Below are 15,438 nucleotides of genomic sequence, written 5' to 3'. Positions count from 1 at the left end.
TATTTTTTCTTACGTGAATGAATACGGAACGCATCCAGCAATTAATCCAATTTGTCCAGGAGGAACCCGGCGAGCCATTTAATGTTTATGCGCTGGCTATGGAGTACCTAAACAGTCAGCCTGAGCAGGCCAGGATTTATTTCGATCAGTTACTAACCGAATATCCTGATTATTTACCTACGTACTATCACGCAGCCGCTCTTTACGCGGAACTGGACCAGCGTGACCGGGCGGCCGATTTATATGAGAAAGGCATTAAACTGGCACTGGCCCAGAACAACCAGAAAACACTGCTGGAGCTACAGCGGGCTCAGCAGGCTTTTGAAGATGATGAAGACGAATGGTAATTAGTGACGCTGACGGTTTTTCTTTTGCTGCACTAACTCCTGCTTGAACAATAAAGGCACGGTAGCCTGTTCTGGAATCGTATAATTGATAGCCAGAATATGAGCGCCCGGTACTTTCGGTAAATAAACAAACCCACGTACTGATTCGCCGGGAGCCAGCGTATTGGCTTTCAGCGCCAGCTCGCGCCAGCGATATTCTTCATAATCGAAGCGTTGCATCCGGTCGGCAAAGGTGCTGTAGTCTATAGCCCGCTTAACAGCAATGCCTTGATAAGCAAGCCCATGACTAACCCGATTGGTAACGTATTCGTTATATGATCGGCTCTTGCCCGACGATGATATGTCGGAAGCAACAGCCGCCACCATCAAAATTGTATTGAACACCTTAGCCCGTTTCAGCCGCTTCTCTTCCTGTTTCCGTTTCAGTTTTATGCGCCCAGCCTCGTAGGTTGGGTCGGCCGCCGAGCGAACAAGCGCTAAACCTGGGTTTTCTGGCTCTGAAAGCGTATCCTGAGTAGCACCGAGAGCCGAGAAATGAAAATCTGCCGGATTTACGTCGATGGGATGATCGGTATGGTTCTTTACCTCAATATCGAGCGTTACAAATTCCAGATCTTCCCGCTCAAAGGAAGCGACTACACCTACTCCATTCTGCTCGGCTTTCGTAACCGAACGACCATCAATAGTAGCTACATCGCCCGAAATAGGTTCGAGCTGATAGGTTGTAATAGTCGGCGAACAGCTACTTAACGTATTGACTATGAGGCCAACAAAAAATAAATCTTTTAGTCTGTAAAAAGGCTTCATAGTCTTTTTGAGTTGAAGCGAGGAATTGGACGTAAACACTGTAAAGTTAACTAAGAAGCTGATTTAGTAGTGTTAAGAACGAGCTAGTTTTTGTCATGAAAAGCTACCGTTGAATAAAACGCGGGGGGATGTTTCCGTTTCTGTGGGAAAAATCGACAAATTAGATAGGAAACCTGGCCACCTGGCATGAGCTGATCTACCAGTGCGGGTATTACGACTAATCGCACTTTACCCGGAATTTTACGCAGTTTACAGGTAAGCGACCATCGCTCTCTATGACAGACAATCTCGAATTGATGAATTATCTATCCTGATGGAATGTCGCTTATCCATAATTGCGTAGCCAACTGATATGCATATCTTTATATAATTCTACCCGCCATACCTCTTCACTAATGATCCAGGTTGTCAACCTGATGATGGACAGGTATTCATGGAATGATCTTGTGCGGATAAATGGTGTAATTCTGATTGTATCTTCTGCTTTAGAAGAGGAACGTAACTTTTCCAATTCAATGCTATTGCTGCGTCAACCACCCCTCATAAGCACTCAGAATTAACGCTCTATGTAGGAAGCAATCATCTGACTTAAGCCTAATGACTCGCTTTGTTCTCATCATTCTTATTCTGCATTCGGCGTTTGGGTTAGCGCAAACGCCAGCGCAACGTAAGGCTACGGTCAAAAGAGATCTGGCGGAGCCCCTTTCCCTGGAACATTATTCGCAGGAAAAGGGGCTCTCGCAGGGGACAGGCTATGCGATTGCTCAGTTCGATGATTACATCTGGTTTGCTACGCAGGATGGGTTGAACCGCTTTGATGGGTATGAATACAAGATGTTTCGGGAAGGAGGCAAAGAAGGGCTTAGCAACAGCTTTGTTCAGGCTTTGCTGGCCGATCATCAGGGGCGTTTCTGGATAGGTACGGGTGGAGGGATTAATTTATATGATCGGGAAAATGAAAACTTCACTACGTTCAGCAGTGTGTTTGGTATTCAGCATCCTGTTAATGAACTATCTATCAAAAAACTGCTCGAAGACAGAAAAGGTAATATCTGGATAATGACTGAAGAGCAGGGACTTTATCGCTTCAATCCTATCACAAAACAGATCAAGGCTTTTTTGCCATCGTCGAGTAATCTTGTCAGTTTTTCACTCGACCTATCGGGGCAGCTCTGGGTCGCTACGACCAATGAACTTTACGTGTTTCAATCCAACTCCGATTCTTTTCAGCCAACGTTCATTCATAGGACCCTTCATTTAAAGCCTCAGACAACCCTGCTCTCAATCCTCATTGACGCCCGTAATGACCTGTGGGTCGGGACGTATGAAGATGGCGTGTATGTTGTTGCCTCACCAGCGAACGGGCTGCTATCCGATAGAAGGAAGTTACCAGTAGGAGCGATCACCCATTTCCAGCAGGGAAATTCAGCTAAGCATCTCGTTAGTAACCAAATCACCTGCCTGATGAGCGATAAGTCGGGACGTATCTGGATTGGCACCAGAACAGGTGGGATTTCAATTTATAACCCCGACAGCCAATCATTTACATCTATTCAGCACTCCGGCAATAATCCCCAAAGTCTGGCTGAAAACTTCGTGTGGTCGTTGTTTGAAGATCGTCAGCAGATTGTCTGGATTGGGCTGAGTAGCCATGGTATTGATAAATATGACCCATTGAAATTTCAGTTTCATCGGATTCAGCAGGATGAGCATGCGATACGTAATACCTTGCCCGATGACATGATTTTTGCTATCTACGCGCATCAAAACGATTTATACATCGGTACGGAAACGGGAGGAATAGCCCGTTATTCGCTGGCGACGAAACAATTCGTTCCTTTTTTAACCAACACGCAATCGTCGGCTCATTTCCTCACGCATGAAGTACGCGCTATTACAGCTGATGCGCATAAAAACATCTGGTTTGCCAATACGCAGGGCCTGGGTAAGTATGATCCCCTCCGGCGAACGCTGATTACGTATCCATTAGCGCATCGAAAACCACTTTATCTGTTTTCGGCTCAGGCAATCAATAACCAAACAGGCGGGCAGGATATCTGGATTGGTGAACAAGGTGGCCTTTGGCGGTTCGATTTAATAACCAAACGTTGGAAAGACTGGAGAGATAATCCGGCTGTAGCAGCCATCTCAGGCTACACAGTTCGGTTAATTAAGGAAGATTTTCAACAAAATATCTGGCTGGGTACGTTAGGCCATGGCCTGTTGCGCTATGATCCAAAAACGAAAAAAATCACGGTTTTTAACAAGAAAAATGGCTTGTCCTGCAACAATATCCGAAGTCTCTTGGAAGACGGTAAATGGCTGTGGATCGGGACTGATTGCGGCCTTTTTCAACTGGATTTACAGCAATTACGCATAGTAAAACACTATACCAAAGCCGACGGCTTACCGAATGAAGTCACGTACGGCATTCTGAAGGACAACGCGGGCTATTTATGGCTAAGCAGCAACAAAGGACTGGCGCAGTTCTCGCCAACGCGGGGACGTATTAAAACTTATGACCTTAGTGATGGCCTGCAGAGCGATGAATTCAACACGAACGTATGCTATCGTCATACTGATGGTACGTTGTTTTTTGGCGGAGTACATGGTATCAACTATTTCAATGCCAATGAATTAAAGCGAAATCTGTTGGTGCCGCCCGTTAAGATCACAGCCGTAACGGTGCTGGATAGCGCAAGGCCACCCAATCAAAAAAAACTGATTCTTACGCATGACCAAAACTTTATTGGGTTCGAATTCGCGACGTTGAACTTCTCCAATACTGAAAAAAATAAATACCAATATAAGTTAAAAGGCATTGATCGTGACTGGGTGAACGCGCAGCACCGGCGCTATGCCAACTACACAAAGTTGCCCGCTGGTGACTACGTCTTTCGGGTGAGAGGCAGTAACGATGATGGTGTCTGGAATGAGCAGGGTGCTTCTATCAGCATCGTCATTAAGCCACCATTCTGGGAAACCTTGTGGTTTAGAATAGCTTTGCTCGTCTTGCTGGCTGGTGGCATGTACGGCGTTTATCAATACCGTATTTTTCAACTGAAAAGTCGTCAGGCACAAGAATTGAACGTAGTGATCAGGACGCAGGAACTCGAACGCCAGCGTCTTGCTAAAGAACTCCACGACGGTGTAGGCGCTAATCTGGCTGTTTTGAAAATGTATCTGGCTTCATTAGGCAATCCAGCTATCCCGACAGAGGAGTTGAAAAAGCGCTCGATGGCGCTTCTGAAAGCTTCGCTCGACGACATCCGCAGCATTATTCATGACATGCATCCCCGCAGTTTGGCCGAGTTGGGGCTGGCCCAGACAATCGCCGAAATGGCGATGCTGATCAACCAGAGCAAGCGGCTGAACGTAGCGTTTGTTACGAACAATGTCCCCCCAAAGTTGCCCGCAACGATTGAAATAAACGTGTTTCGCGTGGTACAGGAGTTGCTGCAAAATGCTATAAAACACGCGGAAGCCAGCAACATCTGGCTAAATCTTGACCACGAATCGGGAGCGCTGTCGCTTACTTACCGCGATAATGGACGAGGGTTGGATACCACGCTGATAGAACGAGCGTCGGGTAATGGCCTGGTGAACATTCGGCAGCGAATCACCCTTCTGAAAGGAACCTACCAACTGACATCCGCCGAAAAACAGGGGACGTCTATCCAGATACGGGTGCCCACCGCAGTAAGCTAATTCGTGGCTGGTTTACGTTAAGAACTGTATTTTGCGTAGAACTACGTATCAATATACCAAGATCTTCGTATAGCTTCGCTCTGTCTTTCCCCGGATCTTTGGTTCATCAAAATGTGGCCAATTTATGGACTCTAAAAAAGTGTACGCAGCTCGTATCTGGCTGGTTATCTCGCTGCTAGCCATCGTTGCTGCTGTGGCGGGTCTCCTGTTAATTTGAAATAAGCACTCGCAATTATAAGGCTTCCGTGAGATGGTTCATGGGATAGCTCTGAGTAAAATCAAGGGAGATTCAGCCTTATGGGTGAAAAACCCATAACCATGAAAAAAATCCTTTTCGCGTTGTGCCTGGCAACGACTTCTCTACTCAACCTGACGAATAGCTTTGCCCAGAAAGGCAAACTTTATACATTCCCCATTGGCGTTGAATCGTATACGTATCGGAATAGCTTTCCCAAAAGCGTTGTCGCTACGTTGGATACGATCAAAGCGCTCGGCATCACGGACATGGAAGGCGGTGCACCAAAAGGAATGACCGAAGCCGAATTTAAAAAGATGTGTGACGAGCGGGGTATTAAAATTTCGGCTACTGGCGCAGGATACGATCAACTTGTGAAAGACCCTATGGATGCGGTTAAAAAAGCAAAAGACCTGGGTGCTTCGTTTATTATGGTTGCCTGGATTCCGCATCAAAAAGCCAGTTTCAACCTCGACAATGCCAAAAAGGCCGTTGCCGATTTTAATCAAGCTGGCAAAGTGCTAAAAGAAAACGGCATCACATTTTGCTACCACAACCACGGCTATGAATTCCAGCCTTACGAAAATGGGACCTTATTCGACTACATCGTTAAAAATACCAATCCCGAATATGTGTCTTTTGAAATGGACATTCTGTGGGCGCAACACGGTGGAGCTGATCCTGTACAATTGCTGAAGAACTACGGCAGCCGCTTTAAACTGATGCACCTGAAAGACCTCAAAAAAGGCATTAAAGGCGATTTGAGCGGAGGCACGCCACCCGAAAACGACGTAACGCTGGGTGAGGGACAGGTTAACATTCCTGAAATTTTACGGCTGGCGAAAAAGGCCGGTATCAAACATTATTACATCGAAGATGAAAGCAATCATGAATACGAACAAATGCCTAAAAGCATCGCGTATCTGAAAAGCTTGAAAGAATAAGGTACGATTTCGTTCAGGGTAAGCATCTGGTAAAAACGTCCCGAAAAGTTTATTTTTTCGGGACGTTTTTAGTTGGCTTAAATTCCTAAGGTGCCGCCCAACGTAACATCGGCATCTGGGCTGTGAGCCGGATGACGGCTGGCGTGGTGGCTGCCAGGATGTTCGTCTTCTTCAACTTTAGATCGCTTGTTTACAAACGACTCGGCCAGGATCGTCAGTTTGCGGTCAGCTTCTTTCTCTTCGGCTAATGTTAGCGCCAGCAACTCAGCCGACTGGCCGAAATCCAGGACGTTGGCCAGCGTTAAGAGGGAACCATAACTGGCGATTTCGAAGTGCTCAATTTTTTGCACGGCAATAATGAGCCCGGCATCACGCGTCAGCGAACCGGATTCCGTATTGGCAATAACCCGTTTGGCATCATTAATCAAGCCGTCAATCGCATCTGATTTTATTTCCTCGGTTTTGACCCCGATAATTCTGAAAATCTCTTCCAAACGCTCCATCTGAACCTGACTTTCGTCCCGGTGTTGCAGGAAAGCCGTACGCACTTCGTTGGTCGTACCTGCGTCTGCCTGGTTATTTAGGGCATTAATTGAGTGCTTTTCGGCGTAATAAATTTCTTTTAATTCACTGATAAAAAGATCTCTCAATCCTTCGTCGGTTGTAGAGTCCTCGCCACTGAAAAAACTTGCTATGCGGTCTGTCAGAGATGCCATGGTGTATGGGTGATTTAGGTTAGTGAGTCAAGTCCAGATGGATCAACGTTTCTATTGAATACAACTTATCTGCCTGATTTGTGGCATGACGTTCGCGTTAAGTTATGTTAAGACGAAAGCCTCATATATCAACAAAACGGCTTCGAAGGTGTTCGGGGATCGGCTGTAAAAATTTTGACGCAGCGTTTTCTGATTTGAGAACAGCGGTACTACGTCATCATGTTTGTTAGCTAAGACAAATCTGTTTTTTACTACAGTCCGCAACTTACTTACCGATGATGTAGTTACAGCAACTACATTATCAGTAAGTAGTATGAGTAACGTCAATAAAATTCTTTATTTCGTCGCACAAACCTACCGGCAGATTCAAATCTCGGTAGCAAAGGGTGTCGAGCCGTATACATATGGCGATTTTAACCGGCAGTTTAATCGATTGCTGGAAGCATCAGACGAAGAGCACGCCAAGCAGCTTTCGATGCTACTAACCGAAGAAGCAAGTCAACGTAATTTAACGGTTGATTATGTACGCCAGGAAATGGAATTCGAGATTCGGGCGGCCGGGCTGGGTGATCGAACGCAGGCTGCACTCGATGAAAATCAGCCCGATTTGTATGACCAACGTATGAAACGTACGGTTAAATAAGTATCTATTTACCAGTTGTTTAACAAAAGATCCGGCGTTTTTGCCGGATCTTTTGTTATGCCTTCAAAAGCAGATTCAACAGTTTTCGATCCAGCTTATGCCCGTACCAGTCTTCGTAAGCGACGTCGGTACGTCTAGAATCCAGAATGCCAAAATCGCCGATGAATTCCCAGAGGGCAAAGCCAATGCCATGGCTTGACAGGATATCGAGTACATCAGTAAACCAGGCCAGAAAGACGTCGTGTGGCGTTTTGTTCCAACACCCACATTCCCCGCAGTGGACGCCAACACCTTTGTTTACTAACTCAATCCAGGGCTGGTAGAAGGTTTCGAGCATAGCACGACTCAGGTATTTGTCGCCCACTTGCCCCGGCCATTTGGGTGCCGGCAGATGATCAGGGTCCTTATTGGCCCACGGTGCTTTGTAATGCGAAATAATGCCCGGATTATACCCCCGACAACTCTGGCCGATGTTAAGGTCGATGAGTTCAGGGATAACCGAGGTGCCCGTATCGTTCCCGTCAGCAATGACCAGATGGGCAGGGTTCTCCTTCCTGATGGCTTCTGATGCGGCTTTTGCGACCTTGCGATAAACGTCGCCGGGCACTGTGCTACGTTTGGAATGCTGATCGTTCATGTCGGCCCGCATACTCGGCTCATTCAGCAGGTCGAAACTGATTTTTGTAGACGATACGTTCTTGTACCGTTTCGCCCACATGTTCCAGTGAAAACAGAACGCATCGAGTGCTGCCTGGTCGGTCCAGAGATTATAGGGTTCGTTGAAGCCAGCGTTGATGCAATAACCCGGTGCGCGGTGCAGATTCAGACTAACATGCAGCTTGTGCTTATGCGCCATAGCTACCAGCGCGTCGATTCGTTCAACGGCTTGCTGATCAATCTGATAGACTTCATCGGGTGTGATGTTTCGACTTCTGTCAAATTTTAGATAAGCCGGGTACGCCATTGGAAGTCGGACAAAATCGAATCCCCAATCCTGCATCCATTTAAGCTGATCTTCCTGAGTTGCCTTACGACTTTGAGATGGGTCGGGCGAGAAAAAATCCAGCAGATTAAACCCTTTCCATTTCGGCAGCTTATTTTTTGCTACGTTCTCCGGTGGCGACGTAGCAAAAACCGCTGGCCCGGCTGTACTCATAGCGGCAGTGAGCAGGCCGGTATGTTGGATAAACGTCCTTCGTTGCATGACGAAATAGAGGATGGAAAGACGGTAATCTACTCAATACGTATACCAATCATTTCGCCTTCGCTTTATGCACCGTTTTGTTAGCCTCGCGAATCGCGTGGTGCAATAAATCGTAGGTAAAACAGCTTTCCCAGCCCTGGAAATCGTAGTGCCACCACTCCCAGGGAAACATTGCAAATCCGACCTGTTCCATGGCCGCTTTTAAAATGGCACGATGAGCCAGCGACGCACTATCCGACTGTGTGTAGTTGTGATAAGCGCGGGGCGTCGATTCATCGTAATCAGATGGCATCGACAGCCGTTTACCGCTTTTTCGGTCGAAAAGTGTCAAATCAATAGCCATGCCCCGATTATGGCGCGAGCCTTTCCGTGGATCAGCTACAAACGTAGTATCACCGTTTTCTTCATAAAACAATACGGTTATGGCGTAGGGACGATAACCATCGAAAAGCAGTAAGCCAAGCCCTTGCTTTTTTAGATTTTCGTGTGCCTGTCGAATGGCGAGCGCGGCCGGTTTCCGCATGAACACATCAGCCGTGGGGTAAAGCTTTCGTTTCAGGAAGTTATTCGTATGCGCATACGTAACATCGAATTGAGCATCGGGAAGAATGGCACGCATATCCACAAGCTCATTATTGGGGTCGGCGGCTACGATCTTTTTATAGATCGCTACGTCATTGACAACAGGTAGACCATACTTGCTTTTGGGCAACTCAAAGGTCAGTTGCTGGGCTATGGATACGGCTGGTACACTGAACAAGAGGAACGTAGCAAACAGGCCGTTTCGGAAAGATTGAAAGTAGGCAAGGTTTTTCATAGAGGAGGTGGTACATGCTAGCGCCAGATACCGTTGGAACGTAGCATAACGTACAGCGGCTGAAAATAGTCATTTATGCTGTCACTTTGCCAGCGCTCCTGTAGGCTGACATAAAAAAATGGAACACGGATGCTACGATTTAAAGCCGCGTTCCATTGTTGACAGCTAAAGGCGAGCGGGACCAGAATTACGTAAACTTGAGCGACAAAACTTCCTGCGCCAACTGCCAGTGCCCGTTCCGTTTTCGCCAGATACGCAGATAAGCCTGTTTGATCTGGCTGAACGTAGCATACCCGTAACTAAATCCAAGATCGCCCGACGGAGCTGTTATGGTTTGAACTGGTTGATAATCAATTTGCTGGTCCGATGATTCGGCCAAACGTTTAGCAGCTGCGCCCTCATACGGTACGTGGTTTTCCCGCAACAACCGGATCGAGTCGCTGGTTGGCAATACGGGTTGATACGCATCGCGCAGGCTTTTCTGGCGGGCCGTTTCCGCAAAGAGCGACTCCACTTGTCTCAATTCCCGACTAATCACCGACGTATCCAGACTAGCCATTACCTTAGTGGCAAATTGAATGGGTGGATTTAATTCTGGAGCTGGTTGGTTGGGCTTTTCATGTGTGCAACCGAAATCAATCAGTACTTTCCAGTTGCCTGTTGTGGTTTTTTGCCAAACGCTCGTAAACTGCCCGTAAGCGACGGGTACTTCTTCCAGCGAGCGCGGCCGTAGCTCAAACGGGCCAGTAGTAAAACCCAGCGTCCCCGATTTAGCAATCTCGGCGTAATTCGGTCGCCAGCTTAGTTTTGCTGGTCCTGCGGGCGATTTTTCATACGTAGCCTTACCAGGTCTGAACTGATTCTGGACGAAAACGACTGATTTTTCGTCCAGATTGGCAAGGAATGCATCACGGATTCCATTGTCAATACCCGCCTTCGCAAAGCGACGTTCGGCAGCGACTAAATCTTCATAATCAGCCTGAACGGTGGCCGGTTGGTTAACAAATGGCGCGAGCCAGAATAGAGCCAGGGTGAGATAAAAGGTTGGAAACATGAGTTTATTGACTGAGTGAGTCGAAAGGTACGTTTCCGCCTTTTGAACGGCCAGGTAATACAAATCCAACACGTTAATTTACAGGCTGAATTGAGGGAAATAGGCTTTCAAATAAATCGTAGTTTCAGCGCTTTTGATTGCATACGATGAATCTTGACTAACTGGACAGGCTGGAACGAATCGAGGCTTTGACTTGTCCTGGACAAATAATGAAACACGTACTAATTTTAACGGGTCTGAGTGGCAGTGGCAAGTCAACCTTCGCCCGCCGGTTCTGCGCCGAAAACCCGAATTGGCTACGGGTCAATCGCGATGATTTCCGGCGAAGTCTGCTGCCTGTATCACTTCCTGACTATTGGGCAACCTGGTCGGATAAAGATAAAAACCGCATTGAACAGCTTGTCAATGAGTTACAGAAGACGGCTATTCTGGTAAGTCTGGCGAAAGGCTGGCATGTCCTGATCGATAATACGAGTCTGAAACTGAGCTATATCAATGAGTTTCGGAAGCTGCTGATTGAGCATTTCGACGAAGTCGAGCTACGGTATACGTTGATTGAAGCGCCGATTGAGGAGTGCATTCGACGGGACCAGAATCGTCCGGATTCAGTGGGGGAAACCGTGATTCGGAAGCAAGCCGAACAACTCGCCGTGCTGAAGAAAAATTTCAACTTTCAAACGGAAACGCTGACACGTAGCGCCGTATTTCGGCGAGAGCAGGATGAATCGCTGCCGCGTTGTATACTGGTCGATATTGACGGAACCGTAGCCATAATGGGTAATCGGTCACCTTTCGACTGGCATCGGGTGGGCATCGATATGCCGAAGTGGCCTATCATTCGACTGGTGCAGGCCATGAAGGCGTCGGGCTACAGCATCGTGTTTTTTTCGGGGCGGGATTCGGTTTGCCGCGAAGAAACAATATCCTGGCTTAATCGGTATTTCGGCTGGCAATCGGATGACTACGAGCTGTTTATGCGGGCCGAAAAAGACAATCGAAAAGACGCCATCGTAAAGCAGGAATTGTTCGCACAACACATTGCCGGGTGGTATTACGTCGAATTGGTGGTAGACGACCGCCAGCAAGTCGTGGACATGTGGCGACGAACGCTCGGCCTGACTTGTGTACAAGTGGACTATGGAGATTTTTAGTTTGACAATCAGCAAATCTATTTTTGCCTGATCTGTGTTATCCTTGCAGAAACGCAACCAATGCCGGATTGAGTACTGAGCGAATGACCGCTCGTTCCTCATTCGCCCTTTCACCATTAAAAAATGAAACTTCTTAAAGTAGCCGCCGGAGTGCTTAATCAGATACCACTGGCGTGGGATCACAACAAACAAAATATCATCGACGCCATCGAAGAGGCTCAACGACAGAACGTTAGTCTGCTATGTTTGACCGAGCTCTGCATTTCGGGATACGGTTGCGAGGATGCATTTTTCGCTCAGAATACGATCGATCAGTCCATTGCGTCCCTATTGGAGATCGTTGACCATACCAGCGATATTGCCGTGGCGGTCGGTTTGCCGCTCCGGCACAACAACCGGACGTATGATACGGCCTGCCTGATTGCCAATAAACGGATTCTGGGTTTTGCTGTGAAGCAATACGTGGCGAACAATGGTGTCCATTACGAATCGCGCTGGTTCCAGCCCTGGAATCCCTACGTTCGCGACGAAATCAAAATCGGTGACTTTTCCTACCCGTTTGGCGACGTAGTGTTTGATCTGTCGGGCATTCGTATCGGCTTCGAGATTTGCGAAGATGCCTGGGTAGCTAACCGGCCGGGTCGTATTCTGTATGAACGGGGTGTTGATGTTATTCTGAACCCGACGGCCAGCCATTTTGCCTTTCTGAAATCGCAGGTACGCGAGCGCTTCGTGGTCGATGCGTCGCGGGCTTTTGGTGTCAGCTACGTGTATGCCAACATGTTAGGTAACGAATCGGGACGTATCATTTTTGATGGCGACGCGATGGTGGCGTCAAACGGCGAACTGCTGGTATCTGGAAATCGCCTGAGTTACGAAGATTTTCTGATCGTTCCGGCGGTTGTCGATGTGGATGCTACCCGGCTTAATCAGACGCAGAATCGGGGTAACATTGCGTTGGCGTATCCAAATCTTCGGGTTTCGGAGCGCTTCGAATGGCCCGACATTGCGCCGGTTGTTCAGCGGGCCGAACTCGAAGCCTGGGAGCGGGGCGGATACCTCAAAGAAGAAGAATTTGCGCGGGCCGTTGCGCTTGGCCTGTTCGATTACCTGCGAAAAAGCCGTTCGCAGGGATACGTTTTGTCGCTGAGCGGTGGAGCCGATTCATCGGCCATTGCCGCACTGGTGTTTCTGATGATTCGGATGGCGGTTGAAAATCTTGGTATCGACGGCGTCAAGAAAAAGCTTAGCTACATCAAGGCTATTCAGGACTGTAAAACGTCGGAGGAGATACTTGGTAAACTGCTGACCGTGATGTATCAGGGCACCGAGAATTCGTCGGACGATACGTTCAATTCGGCAAAAGAACTGGCCGACGACATCGGGGCTACGTTCATGAATATCAATATCAACGGGCTTGTCGATACGTATCGTGGATTGATTCAAGAGCAGTTAGGTCGTAACCTGTCGTGGGAGACGGACGATCTGGCATTGCAGAATATACAGGCGCGGGTGCGGGCTCCGAGTATCTGGATGCTGGCCAACCTGAACAATGCATTGCTGCTAACAACCTCCAACCGCTCCGAAGCCGCCGTTGGTTACGCGACCATGGACGGTGATACGGCGGGCAGCATTTCGCCGATTACGGGCATCGACAAGCATTTCCTGCGTGGCTGGCTACGGTGGTTAGAAACCGTTGGGCTGAACGTTAAAAACGAATCCACACCAGCGGATCGCACCGGAGCAACCATCGATTCTACAGCGTCTGATCAACTTATTAAGGTCAAGGGGTTACACGCGGTTAATAACCTGCAACCTACTGCCGAACTCCGGCCGCTGGACAAGAAGCAAACCGACGAAGACGACCTGATGCCATATGACGTACTAAACTCGATTGAAGAAGCCGCCATCCGCGATAAACAGCCGCCGATTGACGTATTGAAATTGGTTGAAGTTCGGTACGATGGACATGACGGCAGGCCGCAATATGACCGCGAGAAACTCCTGGTTTGGGTGGAGCGGTTTTTCAAACTCTGGAGCCGTAACCAGTGGAAGCGCGAGCGCTACGCACCTTCCTTCCACCTCGATGATCACAACCTCGATCCGCGTTCGTGGTGTCGCTTTCCGATTCTGTCGGGAGGTTTTGAGAAGGAACTGGCCGAAATGCGCGAGTGGGCGGCTGGGCAAACACAGAGCAGCCGCAAGACTACGCCCGGCCGAAGCAAGATTGGGTTTTAGTCCTATATTTGGTGAAAATGAAATTATTGCAGAGCCAGATCACAACTGGCTCTGCAATGTCTAGCTACTTATTCCGCTCCTGAATAGTAACGGTAAAGTACGCATTCGAAATTTGTAACTGTGCGCAACCTCATTCCCGGTCTTCTTTTTTCGGCCCTTTGGGCGTCGGCATCCGTCGCTACTAAGTTTGGTGTTCAGTCGGTTCATCCGCTCATTCTGGCTAATGTTCGATTCTTTATCGCAGGGGGCGGTATGCTGCTGTTTGCGTATGGCATTCAACGTACCAAAGATGCCTGGCCGACGGGCGTAGAATGGCGGCAACTGGCCATTTTCGCGCTGCTCAACACAACCATCTACCTGGGTGCCTTTGTGCTGGCGCTTAAGCAGGTATCAGCAGGCATTGGCAGTTTGTCGACGGCTACCAATCCGCTTTTCATCGCCCTGCTATCGGCAATTTGGTTGCGTCGGATGCCACGCTGGAATGAGACGGGCGGGTTAGTGCTGGGCCTGACGGGCGTAGGTATCGCTACGTATCCGCTGCTTCAGAATAGTTATGCCACCGTCGAAGGACTGCTCATATTGCTCGCTGGTATGGTCTCCGTGTCGGCTGCTACAGTGTATTACGCCCGTATTACGTGGCGGTTACCTGATCTTGTTATTAACGGTTGGCAGGTATTGCTGGGCGGCTTGCTGCTACTTCCTTTTACCTTCATCAGTGCTGCGCTGGACCCGATTGTGCTCAATACGTCTCATTATGATATGAGGTTCTGGACGTCGGTATTCTGGCTTATCCTGCCGGTTTCTGTCGGCGCTTTACAACTTTGGTTCTACCTTGTTCGACAAGATCCCATTCGAGCGTCGTTATGGCTGTTTCTTTGCCCACTTTTCGGCTTTGTGTACTCGTATTTCCTCATGGACGAACCCATCACTACGTATACCATCGTTGGTACCGCGCTGGTAATTGGCGGTTTGTGGCTGGGCCGAAGAGTGGAGTCTACATAAGAAATTGTCCCTTTACGAATTAGACTTGGTGGGCTGGTTGGGTAGGAGGGGCGTTAGTTTACTGTCGGCTAATTGTTTTGCCTGTTGCGGCCAGCTGGAAGGATCATAAATGCGGTAATGCGAACCCGCCGACGAGAGTATTTCCCGAATACGCTCAACAGGCGTTTCAGCCAATTTAGAAAATTGCCGGATACCCGCCTGTACCAGCAAATCGGCCACTTTTGGCCCAATGCCTTTAATTTCTACGAACCGATCGACACTGTCGACGCCTGGCTTATCTGTCGGCTCTTCAATAATGGTCAGTTCAATATCTGTACCATCCGCTTCACTGATAATATCTATAACTTCGGTTTTTACCCCATCCATTGAGTCGACGGTATCCGACAATTCCACAACATAACCAGTAGGACTGATGATGAGGTCGAGGGTCGTGTTTTCATCGAGCACATCACCTATAGGGTCGGCTTCTGGTTTATGAGTTGCTGCCTGGTTATGACGCAGATGATCAGATACGTCGCCAGTAGTTTGTCCTTTCGTTGTCATAGCGTTGAGTTAACTAGCAGATTTTGTCA

General features: G+C 48.3%; 13 protein-coding genes. 7 read left to right on the top strand and 6 right to left on the bottom strand.

The window, feature by feature from the left end:
* The first annotated feature begins 17 nt into the window (after positions 1 to 17).
* Positions 18 to 347: a tetratricopeptide repeat protein gene (locus ACYVEA_RS04730; protein ID WP_461112186.1), complete on the top strand. Its 330-nt coding sequence runs from the start codon at positions 18 to 20 to the stop codon at positions 345 to 347.
* Here the strand turns inward: ACYVEA_RS04730 and ACYVEA_RS04725 are convergent, their stop codons facing one another.
* Positions 348 to 1,154 (bottom strand): hypothetical protein, encoded by an 807-nt coding sequence (locus tag ACYVEA_RS04725; RefSeq protein ID WP_461112185.1) that lies wholly within the window; start codon positions 1,152 to 1,154, stop codon positions 348 to 350.
* A gap of 597 nt (positions 1,155 to 1,751) precedes the next feature.
* On the opposite strand from ACYVEA_RS04725, the gene ACYVEA_RS04720 reads away from it, so the two are divergent.
* Positions 1,752 to 4,862 carry a sensor histidine kinase gene (locus ACYVEA_RS04720; protein ID WP_461112184.1) on the top strand — a complete coding sequence of 1,037 codons (3,111 nt, stop codon included), beginning with the start codon at positions 1,752 to 1,754 and terminating at the stop codon, positions 4,860 to 4,862.
* Between the two features lie 318 nt (positions 4,863 to 5,180).
* Positions 5,181 to 6,041 carry a sugar phosphate isomerase/epimerase family protein gene (locus ACYVEA_RS04715; RefSeq protein ID WP_461112183.1) on the top strand — a complete coding sequence of 287 codons (861 nt, stop codon included), beginning with the start codon at positions 5,181 to 5,183 and terminating at the stop codon, positions 6,039 to 6,041.
* A gap of 77 nt (positions 6,042 to 6,118) precedes the next feature.
* On the opposite strand, the gene ACYVEA_RS04710 is transcribed toward ACYVEA_RS04715, so the two are convergent.
* Entirely contained in the window at positions 6,119 to 6,757 is a 639-nt protein-coding gene (locus ACYVEA_RS04710; protein ID WP_461112182.1) for a YciE/YciF ferroxidase family protein, read from the bottom strand.
* 313 nt (positions 6,758 to 7,070) lie between these two features.
* On the opposite strand from ACYVEA_RS04710, the gene ACYVEA_RS04705 reads away from it, so the two are divergent.
* A complete protein-coding gene (locus ACYVEA_RS04705) occupies positions 7,071 to 7,400 on the top strand; it encodes a hypothetical protein (RefSeq protein WP_461112181.1) in 330 nt (109 codons plus the stop codon).
* Between the two features lie 55 nt (positions 7,401 to 7,455).
* On the opposite strand, the gene ACYVEA_RS04700 is transcribed toward ACYVEA_RS04705, so the two are convergent.
* The 3 genes from ACYVEA_RS04700 to ACYVEA_RS04690 form a co-directional block, all read right to left on the bottom strand.
* Positions 7,456 to 8,604, bottom strand: coding sequence for a glycoside hydrolase family 5 protein (locus tag ACYVEA_RS04700; protein ID WP_461112180.1), 1,149 nt, complete (start codon positions 8,602 to 8,604; stop codon positions 7,456 to 7,458).
* Positions 8,605 to 8,653: 49 nt separating this feature from the next.
* Entirely contained in the window at positions 8,654 to 9,421 is a 768-nt protein-coding gene (locus ACYVEA_RS04695; RefSeq protein WP_461112179.1) for a M15 family metallopeptidase, read from the bottom strand.
* Positions 9,422 to 9,608: 187 nt separating this feature from the next.
* Complete coding sequence (locus tag ACYVEA_RS04690) at positions 9,609 to 10,475, bottom strand: YybH family protein (RefSeq protein ID WP_461112178.1); 867 nt, start codon at positions 10,473 to 10,475, stop codon at positions 9,609 to 9,611.
* 209 nt (positions 10,476 to 10,684) lie between these two features.
* On the opposite strand from ACYVEA_RS04690, the gene ACYVEA_RS04685 reads away from it, so the two are divergent.
* The 3 genes from ACYVEA_RS04685 (at position 10,685) to ACYVEA_RS04675 (ending at position 14,866) form a co-directional block, all read left to right on the top strand.
* Complete coding sequence (locus ACYVEA_RS04685; RefSeq protein ID WP_461112177.1) at positions 10,685 to 11,626, top strand: phosphatase domain-containing protein; 942 nt, start codon at positions 10,685 to 10,687, stop codon at positions 11,624 to 11,626.
* Positions 11,627 to 11,749: 123 nt separating this feature from the next.
* Positions 11,750 to 13,864, top strand: a complete 2,115-nt coding sequence (nadE, locus tag ACYVEA_RS04680) for an NAD(+) synthase (protein ID WP_461112176.1) — start codon at positions 11,750 to 11,752, stop codon at positions 13,862 to 13,864.
* A gap of 120 nt (positions 13,865 to 13,984) precedes the next feature.
* The gene (locus ACYVEA_RS04675) at positions 13,985 to 14,866 is read left to right on the top strand and encodes a DMT family transporter (RefSeq protein ID WP_461112175.1); all 882 of its coding nucleotides are present in this window, start codon (positions 13,985 to 13,987) and stop codon (positions 14,864 to 14,866) included.
* A 12-nt stretch (positions 14,867 to 14,878) separates the two neighbouring features.
* On the opposite strand, the gene ACYVEA_RS04670 is transcribed toward ACYVEA_RS04675, so the two are convergent.
* Positions 14,879 to 15,409 carry a hypothetical protein gene (locus tag ACYVEA_RS04670; RefSeq protein WP_461112174.1) on the bottom strand — a complete coding sequence of 177 codons (531 nt, stop codon included), beginning with the start codon at positions 15,407 to 15,409 and terminating at the stop codon, positions 14,879 to 14,881.
* Positions 15,410 to 15,438 lie beyond the last annotated feature (29 nt).

This window comes from Spirosoma jeollabukense (assembly GCF_054777855.1).
This window is presented reverse-complemented; position numbering and strand designations above follow the sequence as displayed.

Excerpts from the sequence above, each read along its gene's own strand:
- ACYVEA_RS04730 (WP_461112186.1), top strand. The coding sequence starts at position 18 with ATGAATACGGAACGCATCCAGCAATTAATCCAATTTGTCCAGGAGGAA.
- ACYVEA_RS04725 (WP_461112185.1), bottom strand. The coding sequence starts at position 1,154 with ATGAAGCCTTTTTACAGACTAAAAGATTTATTTTTTGTTGGCCTCATA.
- ACYVEA_RS04720 (WP_461112184.1), top strand. The coding sequence starts at position 1,752 with ATGACTCGCTTTGTTCTCATCATTCTTATTCTGCATTCGGCGTTTGGG.
- ACYVEA_RS04715 (WP_461112183.1), top strand. The coding sequence starts at position 5,181 with ATGAAAAAAATCCTTTTCGCGTTGTGCCTGGCAACGACTTCTCTACTC.
- ACYVEA_RS04710 (WP_461112182.1), bottom strand. The coding sequence starts at position 6,757 with ATGGCATCTCTGACAGACCGCATAGCAAGTTTTTTCAGTGGCGAGGAC.
- ACYVEA_RS04705 (WP_461112181.1), top strand. The coding sequence starts at position 7,071 with ATGAGTAACGTCAATAAAATTCTTTATTTCGTCGCACAAACCTACCGG.
- ACYVEA_RS04700 (WP_461112180.1), bottom strand. The coding sequence starts at position 8,604 with ATGCAACGAAGGACGTTTATCCAACATACCGGCCTGCTCACTGCCGCT.
- ACYVEA_RS04695 (WP_461112179.1), bottom strand. The coding sequence starts at position 9,421 with ATGAAAAACCTTGCCTACTTTCAATCTTTCCGAAACGGCCTGTTTGCT.
- ACYVEA_RS04690 (WP_461112178.1), bottom strand. The coding sequence starts at position 10,475 with ATGTTTCCAACCTTTTATCTCACCCTGGCTCTATTCTGGCTCGCGCCA.
- ACYVEA_RS04685 (WP_461112177.1), top strand. The coding sequence starts at position 10,685 with ATGAAACACGTACTAATTTTAACGGGTCTGAGTGGCAGTGGCAAGTCA.
- nadE (WP_461112176.1), top strand. The coding sequence starts at position 11,750 with ATGAAACTTCTTAAAGTAGCCGCCGGAGTGCTTAATCAGATACCACTG.
- ACYVEA_RS04670 (WP_461112174.1), bottom strand. The coding sequence starts at position 15,409 with ATGACAACGAAAGGACAAACTACTGGCGACGTATCTGATCATCTGCGT.